Here is a 14,575-nt window from a genome sequence, read left to right as displayed (position 1 = left end):
ACCTCATCCCGCACAGGACCACGACTTGTTCGCCACACTCTCTGACCGGCTCGCCGACACCTTCAGGAACCTCCGGGGCAAGGGCCGGCTCTCCGAGGCCGACATCGACGCCACCGCACGCGAGATCCGGATCGCGCTGCTCGAGGCCGACGTCGCGCTGCCCGTCGTCAAGGAGTTCGTGGCCGCGGTCAAGGAGCGGGCGCGGGGAGAGGAGGTCAGCCAGGCGCTGAACCCGGCCCAGCAGGTCGTCAAGATCGTCAACGAGGAGCTCGTCACCATCCTCGGCGGCGAGACCCGCCGGCTGCGCTACGCCAAGTCCGGCCCGACCGTCATCATGCTCGCCGGCCTCCAGGGCGCCGGCAAGACGACGCTGGCCGCCAAGCTGGCGCTGTGGCTCAAGGAGCAGGGCCGCACGCCGATGCTCGTCGCCGCGGACCTCCAGCGGCCGAACGCGGTCAACCAGCTCCAGGTGAACGGCGAGCGGGCCGGCGTGCCCGTCTTCGCCCCCGAGCCCGGGAACGCCCAGGGAGTCGAGCACGGTGGCGACCCGGTCGCGGTCGCGCGGGCGTCGGTCGAGGAGGCCAAGCGGACTCTCCACGACACCGTCATCGTCGACACCGCCGGCCGCCTCGGCGTGGACGCCGAGATGATGCAGCAGGCCGCCGACATCCGCGACGCGGTGCAGCCCGACGAGGTGCTGTTCGTCGTCGACGCGATGATCGGCCAGGACGCCGTGACCACCGCGCAGGCGTTCCTCAACGGGGTCGGGTACGACGGCGTCGTACTCACCAAGCTCGACGGCGACGCCCGCGGCGGCGCCGCGCTCTCGATCGCGTCGGTGACCGGCAAGCCGGTGATGTTTGCCTCCAACGGCGAGAAGCTCACCGACTTCGACCTGTTCCACCCCGACCGGATGGCCTCGCGCATCCTCGACATGGGCGACGTGATGACGCTCATCGAGCAGGCCGAGAAGGCGTTCGACGCCGAGCAGGCGGCGAAGGCCGCGGCCAAGCTGACCGGCCAGGGCGGCGAGTTCACCCTCGACGACTTCCTCGAGCAGATGCAGCAGGTCCGCAAGCTCGGCTCGATGTCGAAGATCATGGGGATGCTGCCCGGGATGGGGCAGTTCCGCGACCAGCTCGAGAACTTCGACGAGCGCGAGATCGACCGGATCCAGGCGATCATCCAGTCGATGACGCCGGCCGAGCGGGCCAACCCCAAGCTCATCGACGGCTCCCGACGCGCCCGCATCGCCCGCGGCTCCGGCCGGCAGGTCTCCGACGTGAACCAGCTCGTCGACCGGTTCTTCGAGGCCCGCAAGATGATGACGTCGCTCGCCAAGGGCGGCGGGATCCCCGGCATGCCGGGGATGCCCGGGATGCCGGGCATGGGCGGCAAGCGCGCCAAGGCCAAGCAGCCGCCCAAGAAGGGCAAGGGGGGCAAGCGCGTCTCCGGCAACCCGGCCAAGGCCGCCCAGCAGGCCGCGGCGCAGAAGGAGAGGGTCGCCGCCAACCCGTTCGGCAACCCGAACCCCGACGAGCCCGTCGACTACGAGCAGGCCGCCGCCGCGCTCAACCTGCCGAAGGACTTCTCGAAGTACCTGAAGTGAGCCACCGCCGCGACCCCATCGTCCTCGTCGAGCACGACCCGGCCTGGACCTCGGAGTTCGAGGACCAGCGTCGGGCGCTGACGCCGCTCCTCGCACCGCACCTGGTGCGGCTGGGTCCCGGCTGGCTGCTCGATCAGCTGTAACGCCGGGTTACCTCTTGTTCCCATGGTGCTGCAACATGGTGGGAACAAGAGGTAACCCGGCGTTACATGCGCGCCCCGGTAGCGTCCACCTCATGCCCGCGCTGAGGTTCTCCGGACCGGTCCTGCCCGACGCCGAGCCGCGCACGCTGTACGTCGTGGACGGCACGGTGACCTACGAGCCGGTCGCGGGGGCCGAGACGGCCGTCGACGGGTGGATCGTGCCGGGCCTGGTCGACGCGCACTGCCACCTCGGGCTGGACGACGACGGCGCGATCTCCGACGAGGCGACCGAGCGGCAGGCGATCGAGGACCGCGACGCCGGGGCGCTGCTGATCCGCGACTGCGGCTCGGCGGCCGACACCGCATGGATCCAGGAGCGTGAGGACCTGCCGCGGCTGATCCGCGCCGGGCGGCACATCGCGCGCACCAAGCGCTACATCCGCAACTACGCCCACGAGGTCGAGCCGGCCGAGCTCTCCGCGACGGTCGCGCAGGAGGCGCAGCGCGGCGACGGGTGGGTGAAGCTGGTCGGCGACTGGATCTCGCGCGAGGACGGCGACCTGCGGCCGTCGTTCCCGGCCGACGCGTTCGCCCACGCGATCCGCGTCGCGCACGAGCACGGCGCCCGGGTGACCGCGCACTGCTTCGGCCACGAGGTGCTCACCGGCCTGATCGAGGCCGGCATCGACTGCGTCGAGCACGGCACCGGCCTGCACCAGGACCAGATCGAGGCGATGGTCGCCGGCGGGGTCGCGCTGGTGCCGACGGTCATGCAGCTCGACAGGTTCCCCGGCTACGCCGCGGCCGGACGCGAGAGGTTCCCGGCGTACACGAGCACGATGACCGACCTCTACGTGCGCCGCCGCGACACGATCATGGCGGCGTACGACGCCGGGGTGCCGCTCTACGCGGGCTCCGACGGCGGCGGCATCAGCCGGCACGGCAACCTGGCCGGCGAGGTCGTCGCGATGGCGTCCATCGGGCTGCCGCGCGACTACGCGCTCGGCGCCGCCTCCTGGCGGGCGCGCGAGTGGCTCGGCTGGAACGCCGGCCTCGACGAGGGCGCGCCCGCCGACTTCGTCGTGTACGACGCCGACCCGCTCGTGGACCTCTCCGTGCTGCTCCGCCCGGCCGCCGTCGTGCTGCGGGGCCGGATCGTCTAGGAGACCTTCGGCCTCGGGTCGCGCACCGACCACAGGATGCCGGTGACGATCAGCATGACCAGGCCGGCCAGGCCGAGCAGGCCGGGGATGAGGATCGCCAGCAGGATGCCGACCACGAAGTTGCCGATCTGGGGCATCGGGCCGATCAGCACCACGGGCGCCGGGCCGATGCCCGCGAGGGAGGAGGTGCAGGTGACCTCGAGGCTCCCGGACCCCGGCGAGAACCGGTAGAGGCCCACCAGATCGCCGTTGGAGTCGGACCGCTCGAACGAGCCGGTGACCGTGCGGACCGGGATCTTCGCGCCGGTCTCGCCGTCGACGATCCGGCACGAGGTGGTCTGGTCGTCGAGCCAGAGCATCCGGTCGCCGTCGGTGCCGACGCTGACCTGCCGCGGCTCGCCGTCGGCACGCACCGTCGCGTCGGTGTCGAGGAAGCCGGCCAGCAGCCAGACGAAGATCCCGACCGCGACGACGACCGCGACCACGATCAGCGCGATCCCGGCCACGAACCACCCGGCGCTCGGCCGGTACCTCCTCGGCGGCTGGGGCACGGGCGAGTACGCGCCGTACGGCCCCGGTGTGCTCGTCACGGGCCTCACTCTGCCCGATTTCGACCCGGACGGCGAGGTCTGGCAGACTTGGCCGCCGAGTCCTGCGCGCCCGGACCCTCTCACCCGGACGCGGCAGAGCCCATCGAAGGTCCCGACCGGTGCTTTCCCCACCTGGAGCAGGCCCTTCACCCACACACGAGTTCCGAGGAGACACCACAGACGTGGCCGTCAAGATCCGCTTGAAGCGCCTGGGCAAGGTCCGGGTGCCGCAGTACCGCATCGTCGTCGTCGACTCGCGCAAGAAGCGCGACGGCCGCGTGATCGAGGAGATCGGCAAGTACCACCCCAAGGAGGACCCGTCGTACATCGACGTCGTCTCCGAGCGGGCGCAGTACTGGCTCGGCGTCGGCGCACAGCCGTCGGACGCCGTCGCCAAGATCCTCAAGATCACCGGCGACTGGCAGAGGTTCAAGGGCCACACCGGCGCCGAGGGCACCCTCAAGGTCGCCGGGCCGAAGCCGGACAAGCTCGAGATCTTCAACCAGGCGCTCAAGGACGCCCAGTCCGAGCCCAGGGGCGAGGCGGTGACCAAGAAGGCGGCGAAGAAGAGCGAGAAGAAGGCCGAGGAGACCCCGGCTGCTGAGGCTCCCGCCGAGGAGGCCCCGGCTCCCGTCCCCGCCGACGAGACCCCCGAGGTCGCCGCCGAGCAGGCCGAGACCGCCGAGGTCGAGGCGGAGCAGGCCCCCGACGAGGCGGAGTCCTGAGCGCCATGCTCGCCGAGGCGCTCGAGCACCTGGTGCGCGGTGTCGTCGACAACCCCGACGACGTGAGCGTGCGCGACAAGCAGCTGCGCCGCGGCTCGATCCTCGAGGTCCGGGTGCACCCCGACGACCTCGGCAAGGTGATCGGCCGGGGCGGACGCACCGCGACCGCCTTCCGCACCGTGGTCTCCGCGCTCGCGGGCCGGGGCGGCGCCCGGGTCGACTTCGTCGACACCGACCGGCGTCGCTGAGCGGCCGCTGAGGATCAGCGCTTGAATGGGTGCCGCCCCGCACGGGGCGGCACCCATTCGCATCCCTGGGAGAAGGCAGTTGGAGACCATCGAGGTGCTGGTGGGCCGGATCGGCAAGCCGCACGGCATCCGCGGTGACGTGACCGTCGACGTGCGCACCGACGAGCCGGAGCGCCGCTTCGCGCCCGGGTCGGTGCTCCGCGTCGAGCCGCCGCGCGGCTCGCGCACCCCGCACCGCACCCTCACCGTCGCCTCCAGCAGGTGGCACACCTCGGTGCTGCTGGTCCGGTTCGAGGAGCTCTCGGACCGCACCGCCGCCGAGGCCGCCCGCGGCATCCTGCTGCACGCGGACATCCCCGCCGACGTGTCGCCCGAGGACCCCGACGAGTACTACGACCACCAGCTGGTCGGACTGGCGGCGTACGGCGTCGACGGCACCGCCCTGGGCGAGGTGTCCGGCCTTGTGCACGGTGGCGCGCAGGATCTCCTGGTCATCCGCACGCCCGACCGGCGCGAGGCGCTGGTGCCGTTCGTGAGGGCGCTGGTGCCCGAGGTCGATGTGACCGGCGGCCGGGTCGTGATCGCCGACCGGCCGGGGCTCGTCACGCCCCTGGACGGGTGAGGACCGGCATGCGGATCGACGTCGTCACGATCTTCCCCGACTATCTCGCCCCGCTCGAGCTCTCGCTCGCGGGCAGGGCGCGGGACAAGGGGCTCATCGACGTCCGCGTGCACGACCTACGGCAGTGGACCCACGACCGGCACCGCACCGTCGACGACACGCCGGCGGGCGGCGGCGCCGGCATGGTGATGAGGCCGGAGCCGTGGGGCGAGGCGTTCGACGCGCTGATCTCGACGGGCTCGATCGACGAGCGACCCACCGTCGTCTTCACCACGCCGTCGGGGCGGCCGTTCACGCAGGCGGTCGCGCGCGAGCTCGCCACGCGGGAGCGGATCGTCTTCGCCTGCGGCCGCTACGAGGGCATCGACCAGCGGGTGCTCGACGACGTCGCGACCCGGGCCGAGGTCCGCGAGATCTCGCTCGGCGACTACGTGCTCAACGGCGGCGAGGTCGCCGCGCTGGCCATCATCGAGGCCGTGGCGCGGCTGGTGCCCGGCTTCCTGGGCAACGCCGCGTCGCTGGTGGAGGAGTCCCACGAGGATGGCCTGCTCGAGTACCCCGTCTACACCAAGCCCGCCTCGTGGCGCGGCCGCGAGGTGCCGCCGGTGCTGCTGTCGGGGGACCACGCGGCGATCGCGTCCTGGCGGCACGACCAGGCCGTCCGGCGTACCGCCGAGCGGCGGCCGGATCTGCTCCCGGCCGCGGCGCTGCTCGACGACGTCGCGATCCGGCCGGTCGAGCCCGCCGACGCGGGGGAGCTGTACGTGCTCCAGCGCGCCTGCTGGGTCCAGGAGCAGCAGGACAACCCGGGCGTCGAGATCCCCGCGCTGCTGGAGACGTACGACGACCTGCGCGCCTGGATCGCGCGCGACACCGTGCTCGTGGCCCGCTCGGCGGGCCGGCTGGTCGGCGCGGTGCGCGCCTCGCTCGACGGGGACGACTGGGACATCGGCCGGCTGATGGTCGCGCCGGACGTCGCCGGGCGCGGCCTGGGCCGCACGCTGTTGGAGCGGATCGAGGCGCTGGCGCCCGAGGGGGCGACGACGTACGCGCTGTTCACCGGGGCGGGGAGCGCGCGGAACCGGCGGCTCTACCAGAGGGCCGGCTACCGGCTGCGCGGGGAGATCGAGCCGGGCGTCGTACGCATGGAGAAGCGGATTCGTCGGGCCTGAGCCCGCTGTGGCAGACTTGCTCCTCGGTCCAGTCGGCCAAACAAGGATCGCCCGGAGGACACGTCCGAAGGGGAACCGCACCGGCTCCTGCCACAGGGGGATCCCGGCGCCGCCGGCCACATCCGCTGGTCCACAACTGAAAGCATCCGTTCCTGTACCGCGGCTGACCTGTGGCAATCGCGAGGAGAGACCATGAGCAACGTCATCGCCGAGCTCGGCAACGCCATCAAGCGCGACGACGTCCCGGACTTCCGCGCCGGCGACACCGTCAAGGTCCACGTCAAGGTCGTCGAGGGCAACCGCTCCCGCGTCCAGGTCTTCCAGGGCGTCGTGATCCGCGTGCACGGCTCCGGCGTCGGCCGCAGCTTCACCGTCCGCAAGGTCTCCTTCGGCGTCGGTGTCGAGCGCACCTTCCCGCTGCACTCCCCGATCTTCGAGCAGATCGAGGTCGTCACCCGCGGCGACGTCCGCCGGGCGAAGCTGTACTACCTGCGCAACCTCCGCGGCAAGAAGGCCAAGATCAAGGAGCGCCGCGAGGCCTGAGGGAAACTTTCAGGCACCCCAGCTAGCCTCTGCGCGTGAGCACCGACGACCGCGACCCGGCCAGCGTCGCCGAGCCCGACGAGCCGGTGTCGCCGTCATCCCTCCCGGACGGTGCTGCCGGCGAGCCGGGTCCGGCGGAGGACCGGAAGCGCAAGAGGAAGCACCTGCCGGTCTGGCAGGAGACGCTCCTGCTGCTCGGCATCGCGCTCGTGCTCGCGATCGTCATCAAGGCGCTGTTCGTCCAGGCGTTCTACATCCCGTCGCAGTCGATGGAGCCGGGCCTGGTCAAGAACGACCGGATCCTGGTGCAGAAGGTGTCCTACTGGTTCGGCGGCGGCCCCGAGCGCGGCGACGTCGTCGTGTTCAAGGACCCGGGCGGCTGGCTGAACGCCGCCGAGTCCGCCGGCCCCACCAACGGCGTCGCGAGCCTGCTCTCCAAGGTCGGGCTCTACCCGTCCGGCGGTCACCTCGTGAAGCGCGTGATCGGCGTCGCGGGCGACGTGATCAAGTGCTGCGACACCAAGGGCCGGATCCTCGTCAACGGGCAGCCGCTCAACGAGAAGGACTACGCCCGCCTCGGCGGCGCGAAGTGCTACGGGCCGATGACCGGCAACTGCGACTGGACGGTCGGCCCGGTGCCCGAGGGCAACATCTTCGTGATGGGCGACAACCGCAACAACTCCGCCGACTCCACGGTCCACATGTGCCTGAAGACCATGAAGGACTGCACCAAGAACCCGTACGTCGACGTCGACGACGTCGTGGGCAAGGTGTTCGTCCTGCTCTGGCCGAGCGACCGCTTCACGTTCCTGAAGCGTCCGGACACCTTCGCGGACGTGCCGGACGCGTCCTGACGAGGTCGGCGAGCAGGTCGTGAGCGTGCTGCCCCGCGGTGCCACCGTCCGGAGGGACGCCGGGCTGTACGGCTACGAGCGCGCCCTGCGTCGCAACGGCATCGAGCCGATCGCCGGCGTCGACGAGGCCGGCCGCGGCGCCTGCGCCGGCCCGCTGGTCGCCGGGGCCGCGATCCTGCCGGCCGGCAGGGCCGGCATCGTGCCCGGCCTCGCCGACTCCAAGCTGCTCACCGAGAAGGCGCGCGAGCGCTGCTACGACCAGGTCGTCAAGCGGGCGCTGGCCTGGTCGGTCGTCGTGATCTCCCACGAGGAGTGCGACCGGCTCGGCATGCACGTCGCCAACGTCGAGGCGCTGCGGCGGGCCGTGGCGCTGCTCGAGCTGCCGCCGGCGTACGTCCTGACCGACGGCTTCCCGGTCGACGGCCTCGGTGTCCCCGGCCTCGCGGTCTGGAAGGGCGACCGGGTCGCGGCCTGCATCGCGGCCGCCTCGGTGCTCGCGAAGGTCACCCGCGACCGGATCATGACCGAGCTCGACGCCACCTGGCCGGCGTACGACTTCAAGACGCACAAGGGCTACATCACCGACGTCCACGCGGCCGCGCTGGCCGAGCACGGGCCGTCGCCGGTGCACCGGATGCGGTTCGTGAACGTCCGCCGGGCTGCCGGGCTGGAGCCGGAGATAGAGTCGACGCCGTGAGCGCGGAGGACCTCGAGAAGTACGAGACCGAGATGGAGCTGACGCTCTACCGGGAGTACCGCGACGTCGTCGGGATCTTCAAGTACGTCGTCGAGACCGACCGGCGCTTCTACCTGTGCAACCAGGTCGACGTGAAGGCCCGCACCGAGGCGGGCGACGTGTTCTTCGAGGTGTCGATGACCGACGCGTGGGTGTGGGACATGTACCGCCCCGCGCGGTTCGCCAAGAACGTCAAGGTGCTCACCTTCAAGGACGTGAACGTCGAGGAGCTCAGCCCCTCCGACATCGACCCGCCGAAGGCCTGACGCGGGTCTCTGGACCAGACCAGCGGATCGGCCCACCTCGCCGAGGGGTATGACCGTCGCATGGGTGGAGGGATGTCCGGGCGCGTCCGCCGTGATGAGCGGGGTGCCGCGGCCGTGGAGTTCGCGCTCGTCGTACCGCTCCTGCTGCTGATCCTGTTCGGGATCATCAGCTACGGCCTCATGCTCAGCCTCCGGCAGGGCCTGTCGCAGGCCGCGGCGGAGGGTGCCCGGGCGGCGGCCGTGACCCTGGTCGACGCGCAGAAGAACGCCGCGGCGGTCGCCGCGATCGATGACGCGCTGCCGTACGGCGTCACCTGCGAGGGCGGGAGCCTGGTCCGGGACGGCAACGCCGTCGGCGCCTGCACGGTCTCCGCGCCTACGAGGTGCGAGGACGAGGGCGACGCGGAGTGCGTCACGGTCGCCCTGAGCTACGCCTACGGCGAGAACCCGATCGTCCCGTCGCTGCCGGGGCTCGGCCTCGTGCTGCCCGACGAGCTCGGGTACACCGCCGTCGCCCGGGTGAGCTGATGCGGGGTCGTCGCGACGAGCGCGGAGCCGTCGCCGTGTTCGTCGCGGCGCTGATGGTGGTGCTGCTCGGAGCCGCCGCGCTCGTGGTCGACCTCGGCAGCCAGCGCGTCGCCCGCGCCGACATGCAGGCGCTCGCCGACGTGGTCGCGCTCGACCTGGCCCGCGAGCTGGACGGCCGCACGGTGGCCGAGATCGGCTCGCTGCAGGCCCTGGCCGACCAGAGCCGGGACCGCAACGGCTCCACGATCGGTGAGACGTCCTCGGTCACCCCGACCCTGTGGGTGGTGGACCCCACGACGGGCGGGTCGACGGCGGCCCGCGACGGCGACGTACCGAACGCGGTGCGGGTCGAGGCCCGCACCAGCGTCGACTTCGCGTTCGGGCTCGCCGCCTCCGGCTCGGCGACCCGCGACGCGACCGCCTTCGCCTCGCCCAACGCCTGCCTCAAGCTCGGTTCGTCGGCGCTGCGGGTGGAGGACCTGCTCGGCAGCGGCGTCAGTCTGTCGGCGGTCGAGTACCGGGGGCTGGCCACCGCCACGGTGGTCCTGGCCGACCTGGCCGCGCAGCTCTCGGCCGGCACGGTCGACGAGCTCCTGAGCACCCGGGTCAGCCTCCGCGAGTTCTACCTCGCGGTCGCCGACTCGCTCGACGACAGCGGCGAGGGCTCCGCCGCGAGCGTCGTCCGCACCTCGCTGGTCGGCCTGGCCTCGGGCGCCGTCGGCCTCGACCCCGTCGCCGTCGGCGACCTGCTCGCCGTCGGCCCCGCCGGTGCCGCCGCGCTCGCGGCCACGGTGGACGCGCTCAGCCTGGTGACCGGGGCGGCGTATGTCGCGAACGGCGACAACGCGATCGCCGTGCCGGTCGCCGGAGCGGTCGGAGACCTCGTCGGTGTGAGTGCCGACCTCCGCGTCATCGAGCCACCGCGGATCGCCTGCGGTGGCGCGACGGCCGAGACCGCCCAGGTCCGGCTCGAGCTGCGCGCGAGCGTCCTGCCGCCCGTGGGCGCGGACCTGACCGCGTCGCTGGAGGTCGCCCGCGCCAGCGGCGCCGTGTCCAGCGTGGACTGCACCGACGGCGAGGCGACCGGGCTGAACGTGGAGCTGGCCGCACCCACGCTCGCCGTGCTCTCGATCAAGCTCGACTCGGCGTTCGGGACGGTCGACCTGCCCGGCACCGCGCCCGCCCAGGGGGCGGGCGGCCCGTACGTCGTGTCGTTGCCGGACGGGTACGACACTCCCCGGGAGTCGTCGCCGGGTGCCGGCACGATCCTTCCGCCGCGCCTCGACGCGGCGAGCCTCCCGGCCGGGCTGAGCATCCCGGGCCTGCTCCGGCCCGTGGTCGTCCCGCTGGTCAACACCGCGCTGGATGTGCTCACCGGGGCCGTGCGGGCCACCGCGGCGACGCTGGGTCTCCGGCTCGCGAGCGCAGACATGTACGGCGTCCGCACCGCGCAGTGCCTCAACCCCTCCCTCATCGACTGATCGAGCTTGTCGAGACCTTGTCCGAGGTCCGGCATGGCGCCATAATGGCGCCATGCCGAGCGTGCAGATCAAGGACGTACCGGAGGAGACCCATCGGGTGCTGCGCCGGCGTGCCGCGGACGCGCACCAGTCGCTGCAGGAGTACCTCCGGTCGCGGCTGATCGAGGAGGCGAGCAGGCCGACGGTCGACGAGGTGCTCGCTCGGGCCGGTCGCCGGTCGACGGCCGAGGTCGGCTTCGACGAGGCGGTCGCCCTGGTGCGGGCGGATCGTGATCATCGTTGACGCGAGCGTCCTCGCGCCGGCACTGGCCGACGGTGGCGCCAGCGGTCGGATCGCGCGCACCCGGTTGGCCGGAGAGCGACTGCTGGCCCCCGAGTTGATCGACCTCGAGGTCACCTCGGTGATCCGCGGACTCGTGCGCAAGGGAGCGGTCTCGGACGAGCACGCGGCAGCGGCGCTCGTCGATCTCATCGACCTCCCGCTGGAGCGGGTCGGCCACCGGCGGCTCGTGCCCCGCTGCTGGGAGCTGCGCGGCAACCTGACCCCCTACGACGCCGCGTACGTCGCACTGGCCGAGCACCTCGACGTACCGCTCGTCACCGCCGATGCGCGGCTGGCGCGAGCGAGCGGCCCGCGGTGCGACGTCGAGGTGCTGCGCTCGACCTGATGCCGGGCCGGTGGGGCCGGTTTCCGTCCACAGCGTGTCCCTCCAGCACTGCCGCCCACAGGCGACCTCCGGTCGCGGGCGGCCTGTCCCCGCCGCCGGGGACGCTGGCGCGCAGGAGGTCGAGGACATGACGAAGTCGACGGCAGCGCTGATCAGGCAGAAGCTCGGGGAGTACGGCGAACGCCTCGCCGAGCGCCACCTGATCGGGCAGGGCATGGTCCTGCTGGACCGCAACTGGCGCTGCGAGGCGGGCGAGATCGACCTCGTGCTCCGCGACGGCGACGTGCTGGTCGTGTGCGAGGTGAAGACCCGCAGCAGCGTCCGCTACGGCACGCCGCACGAGGCGGTCACCGACATCAAGGTCGCCCGGCTGCGCCGGCTGGCTATCCGGTGGGTCGAGGAGCGCGGGGTCGCCGTCCGCGACATCCGCATCGACCTGGTCGGCATCGTCCGGCCGCGCCGCGGGGCCTCGCTGCTCGACCATGTGCGGGGGATCGGCTGATGCCCTTCGCGACCGCCCACACCGTCTCCCTGCACGGCGCCGTCGGGCACCTGATCGACGTGCAGACCGACGTCTCGCCCGGACAGGTCGGTGTGACCCTCGTCGGCCGGGCCGACACCACCATCAACGAGGCCCGCGACCGCTGCCGGATGGCGATCGTCAACAGCGGACTGGACTGGCCCGCCACTCGCCGCATCACGATCCTGCTCTCGCCCGCGGACCTGCTCAAGCGCGGCACCCACTTCGACCTGGCCATCGCGGTCTCGGTGCTCGCCGCAGCGGGCACCGTGTCGGCCGGGTCGTTCGAGCCCACGGCGTTCATCGGCGAGCTGACGCTGGACGGCAACCTCCGCTCGGTGACCGGGGTGCTGCCGATGGTGCTGGCGGCGGCCGAGCGGGGGATCCGCGCGGTGTTCGTCCCCGAGCCGCAGGCCGCCGAGGCGGCGATGGTGCCCGACATGAGCGTGATCGGCGTCCGATCGCTGGGCCAGGTCGTCGCCGTGCTCCGCGACGAGGAGGTCCCCGAGGCGCCACCGGTCGCACCCGACTCCGGCGCCACCCTGCTCGCGTGGCGCGGTCAGGAGCGGCTCGAGGAGCTCGACCTCGCCGACCTGCTCGGCGTGGCCGACGCCCGCTTCGCCGTCGAGGTCGCCGCCGCCGGCGGCCATCACCTGCTGCTGTCCGGCCCGAAGGGGTCCGGTAAGACCAGCCTCGCCGAGCGGATCCCGGGCATCCTGCCCGACCTCACCCGGGCCGAGTCGCTCGAGCTCAGCGCGATCCACTCGCTGGCCGGCACCCTCGACCCGGCCCGCGGCATGCTCACCCGGCCGCCGTTCTCCGCGCCCCACCACGACGCCAGCAAGGCCAGCCTGATCGGCGGCGGCCTCGGCGTCGTCCGGCCGGGCGAGGTGAGCCGGGCCCACTCCGGGGTGCTGTTCCTCGACGAGTTCCCGCTGTTCAAGTCCGACGTGATCGAGGCGCTGCGGCAGCCGCTGGAGAGCGGCGAGGTGACGATCGCGCGGCGCGACGAGTCCGTGACGTTGCCGGCTCGCGGGATGGTCGTCCTCGCCTGCAACCCGTGCCCGTGCGGCGACTTCAGCGTCCAGGCCGAGCACAACCGCTGCACCTGCCGAGAGACTCAGCGCCGCGACTACCGCAACAAGGTCACCGGGCCGGTGGCCGACCGCGTCGACATCGTGCGACACCTGCCGCCCCTCAAGCGACACGACCAGCAGCTCGACTTCGAGCGCCCCGAGTCGTCGGCCGACGTGCGCGCCCGCGTCGAGGCGGCCCGGCGGCGACAGGCGGAGCGGTACGCCGCCGAGGGCTGGCGCCTCAACGGCCAGGCTCCCGGTCCGGTGCTCCGGGACCGATGGGCGCTGACCAAGTCCGGGCAGGCGGCGGTGGACGAGCAGTTGTACAAGGGCAAGCTCAGCCGACGAGGCGCCACCCGCGTCCACCGGCTCGCCTGGACCGTCGCCGACCTGCGCGGTCTCGACCGTCCGGGTCTGGCCGAGGTCGAGACCGCCCTCCGGCTGCGCGTCGGGGATCCGCTGCTGCTGACGATGCTGGAGCGGGCCGGATGAGCGCGGACCGTCTCGCTCGGGTGGCGCTCTCCGTGGTGGGTGAACCCGGCGAGGACCGCATGCTCGCGCTCGTCGGCGACCTCGGGGCGGAGACGGTGCTCGACCAGCTCCGCGCAGCACCTGCGCTGGCGCCGCGGTTCCGCGATCTCGAACCGGAGCGGGTGCTCGCCGACGCGGGGCGCGCGGGCCTCCGGTTCGTGACCCCCGCCGACGAGGAGTGGCCCAGCCAGCTCGCCGACCTGACCTCCGCTCCGTCGCTGCAGCAGCGCGGCGGCGTACCCGTCGGGCTCTGGGTGCGCGGGCCGGTCCGCCTCGACGCGCTCGCCGACTCGGTCGCGATCGTCGGCGCGCGCTCGGCGACCACCTACGGCGCGGAGGTCGCCGCGGACATCGCCGCCGAGACGGTTCGCGCCGGGCGACCGGTCGTCTCCGGGGGTGCCTTCGGCATCGACCACGCCGCGCATCGCGGCGCGATCGCCGGCGGCGGACCGACCGTCACCGTGCTCGCCTGCGGGGCCGACCGGGTCTACCCGTCCCACCATCGCCAGCTGATCGAGCACCTCGCCGCCACCGGAGCCGTGGTCTCCGAGACGCCGCCGGGCGGTGCTCCGATGCGCATCCGGTTCCTCGCCCGCAACCGGCTCATCGCCGCCCTCGCGACCGGCACGGTCGTCGTCGAGGCGGCGATCCGCAGCGGCGCGCTCAACACCGCCAACTGGGCCGGCCGGCTCAACCGGGTGGTCATGGGCGTCCCCGGCCCGGTCACCAGCGCATCGTCCCAGGGCGTGCACGAGCTGGTCCGCTCCGGCGCGGCGACGCTGGTGACCTCCGGCGCCGAGGTGCTGGAGGAGGTCGGCTCGCCCGGGCAGGACCTCGCCGAGGAGCCTCGCGGGGCCGAGCGGCGGCGCGACCGGCTCAGCCATCGTCAGCTCCGGGTGCTCGACGCGGTCCCCGTCGTGACCGGGGCCGGGGCGGAGTCAATCGCGCGCACCGCCGGGATCGGGCCGCGTGAGGTCCGCGACACCCTCACGAAGCTGTTCGACCTCGGCATGGTCCGCGAGGACGGCGGCGGCTGGCGGCTCGCCGCGCCGGCTCACGGAGGAGAGGGGTGATGCTTCCTAGACTCGAACGGTGACCGA

General features: G+C 72.7%; 19 protein-coding genes. 18 read left to right on the top strand and 1 reads right to left on the bottom strand.

All coding sequences use genetic code 11. The features are described from left to right. Window positions 1-25 precede the first annotated feature (25 nt). The 3 genes from ffh (at window position 26) to ACYVKX_RS17250 (ending at window position 2,915) form a co-directional block, all read left to right on the top strand. Complete coding sequence (ffh, locus tag ACYVKX_RS17260; protein WP_460834911.1) at window positions 26-1,609, top strand: signal recognition particle protein; 1,584 nt, start codon at window positions 26-28, stop codon at window positions 1,607-1,609. After that, window positions 1,606-1,752: a hypothetical protein gene (locus ACYVKX_RS17255; RefSeq protein ID WP_460834910.1), complete on the top strand. Its 147-nt coding sequence runs from the start codon at window positions 1,606-1,608 to the stop codon at window positions 1,750-1,752. Before ffh ends, ACYVKX_RS17255 begins: the two co-directional genes overlap by 4 nt. A gap of 92 nt (window positions 1,753-1,844) precedes the next feature. Then, a complete protein-coding gene (locus tag ACYVKX_RS17250; protein WP_460834909.1) occupies window positions 1,845-2,915 on the top strand; it encodes an amidohydrolase family protein in 1,071 nt (356 codons plus the stop codon). On the opposite strand, the gene ACYVKX_RS17245 is transcribed toward ACYVKX_RS17250, so the two are convergent. Next, entirely contained in the window at window positions 2,912-3,505 is a 594-nt protein-coding gene (locus ACYVKX_RS17245) for a hypothetical protein (RefSeq protein ID WP_460834908.1), read from the bottom strand. The genes ACYVKX_RS17250 and ACYVKX_RS17245 overlap by 4 nt on opposite strands. Before the next feature lie 182 nt (window positions 3,506-3,687). On the opposite strand from ACYVKX_RS17245, the gene rpsP reads away from it, so the two are divergent. The 15 genes from rpsP to dprA all read left to right on the top strand — a co-directional run bounded on the left by rpsP (window position 3,688) and on the right by dprA (window position 14,548). Then, the gene (gene rpsP, locus ACYVKX_RS17240; protein WP_460834907.1) at window positions 3,688-4,230 is read left to right on the top strand and encodes a 30S ribosomal protein S16; all 543 of its coding nucleotides are present in this window, start codon (window positions 3,688-3,690) and stop codon (window positions 4,228-4,230) included. 5 nt (window positions 4,231-4,235) lie between these two features. After that, window positions 4,236-4,478, top strand: a complete 243-nt coding sequence (locus ACYVKX_RS17235) for an RNA-binding protein (RefSeq protein WP_460834906.1) — start codon at window positions 4,236-4,238, stop codon at window positions 4,476-4,478. A 79-nt stretch (window positions 4,479-4,557) separates the two neighbouring features. After that, window positions 4,558-5,100, top strand: coding sequence for a ribosome maturation factor RimM (gene rimM, locus ACYVKX_RS17230; RefSeq protein WP_460834905.1), 543 nt, complete (start codon window positions 4,558-4,560; stop codon window positions 5,098-5,100). Next, window positions 5,097-6,272 carry a tRNA (guanosine(37)-N1)-methyltransferase TrmD gene (trmD, locus tag ACYVKX_RS17225; protein ID WP_460834904.1) on the top strand — a complete coding sequence of 392 codons (1,176 nt, stop codon included), beginning with the start codon at window positions 5,097-5,099 and terminating at the stop codon, window positions 6,270-6,272. Before rimM ends, trmD begins: the two co-directional genes overlap by 4 nt. Before the next feature lie 192 nt (window positions 6,273-6,464). Further along, window positions 6,465-6,815 (top strand): 50S ribosomal protein L19, encoded by a 351-nt coding sequence (gene rplS, locus ACYVKX_RS17220; protein WP_460834903.1) that lies wholly within the window; start codon window positions 6,465-6,467, stop codon window positions 6,813-6,815. 35 nt (window positions 6,816-6,850) lie between these two features. Further along, complete coding sequence (gene lepB / locus ACYVKX_RS17215) at window positions 6,851-7,669, top strand: signal peptidase I (protein ID WP_460834902.1); 819 nt, start codon at window positions 6,851-6,853, stop codon at window positions 7,667-7,669. A gap of 19 nt (window positions 7,670-7,688) precedes the next feature. After that, window positions 7,689-8,366: a ribonuclease HII gene (locus ACYVKX_RS17210; RefSeq protein ID WP_460834901.1), complete on the top strand. Its 678-nt coding sequence runs from the start codon at window positions 7,689-7,691 to the stop codon at window positions 8,364-8,366. Next, window positions 8,363-8,671, top strand: coding sequence for a DUF2469 domain-containing protein (locus tag ACYVKX_RS17205; protein ID WP_460834900.1), 309 nt, complete (start codon window positions 8,363-8,365; stop codon window positions 8,669-8,671). Before ACYVKX_RS17210 ends, ACYVKX_RS17205 begins: the two co-directional genes overlap by 4 nt. A 72-nt stretch (window positions 8,672-8,743) precedes the next feature. Then, a complete protein-coding gene (locus ACYVKX_RS17200; protein ID WP_460834899.1) occupies window positions 8,744-9,199 on the top strand; it encodes a TadE/TadG family type IV pilus assembly protein in 456 nt (151 codons plus the stop codon). Beyond that, window positions 9,199-10,680: a pilus assembly protein TadG-related protein gene (locus tag ACYVKX_RS17195; protein ID WP_460834898.1), complete on the top strand. Its 1,482-nt coding sequence runs from the start codon at window positions 9,199-9,201 to the stop codon at window positions 10,678-10,680. The genes ACYVKX_RS17200 and ACYVKX_RS17195 overlap by 1 nt, the downstream gene beginning before the upstream one ends. A gap of 52 nt (window positions 10,681-10,732) precedes the next feature. After that, window positions 10,733-10,963, top strand: a complete 231-nt coding sequence (locus tag ACYVKX_RS17190) for a FitA-like ribbon-helix-helix domain-containing protein (RefSeq protein WP_460834897.1) — start codon at window positions 10,733-10,735, stop codon at window positions 10,961-10,963. Further along, on the top strand, window positions 10,950-11,348 hold the full coding sequence (locus ACYVKX_RS17185) for a type II toxin-antitoxin system VapC family toxin (RefSeq protein WP_460834896.1): 399 nt from the start codon (window positions 10,950-10,952) through the stop codon (window positions 11,346-11,348). Before ACYVKX_RS17190 ends, ACYVKX_RS17185 begins: the two co-directional genes overlap by 14 nt. 127 nt (window positions 11,349-11,475) lie before the next feature. Then, window positions 11,476-11,850, top strand: coding sequence for a YraN family protein (locus ACYVKX_RS17180; RefSeq protein WP_460834895.1), 375 nt, complete (start codon window positions 11,476-11,478; stop codon window positions 11,848-11,850). After that, complete coding sequence (locus ACYVKX_RS17175) at window positions 11,850-13,436, top strand: YifB family Mg chelatase-like AAA ATPase (protein ID WP_460834894.1); 1,587 nt, start codon at window positions 11,850-11,852, stop codon at window positions 13,434-13,436. The genes ACYVKX_RS17180 and ACYVKX_RS17175 overlap by 1 nt, the downstream gene beginning before the upstream one ends. Further along, window positions 13,433-14,548: a DNA-processing protein DprA gene (gene dprA, locus ACYVKX_RS17170; RefSeq protein ID WP_460834893.1), complete on the top strand. Its 1,116-nt coding sequence runs from the start codon at window positions 13,433-13,435 to the stop codon at window positions 14,546-14,548. The genes ACYVKX_RS17175 and dprA overlap by 4 nt, the downstream gene beginning before the upstream one ends. Window positions 14,549-14,575: the final 27 nt, after the last annotated feature.

Source organism: Nocardioides hungaricus (assembly GCF_054782915.1).
This window is presented reverse-complemented; position numbering and strand designations above follow the sequence as displayed.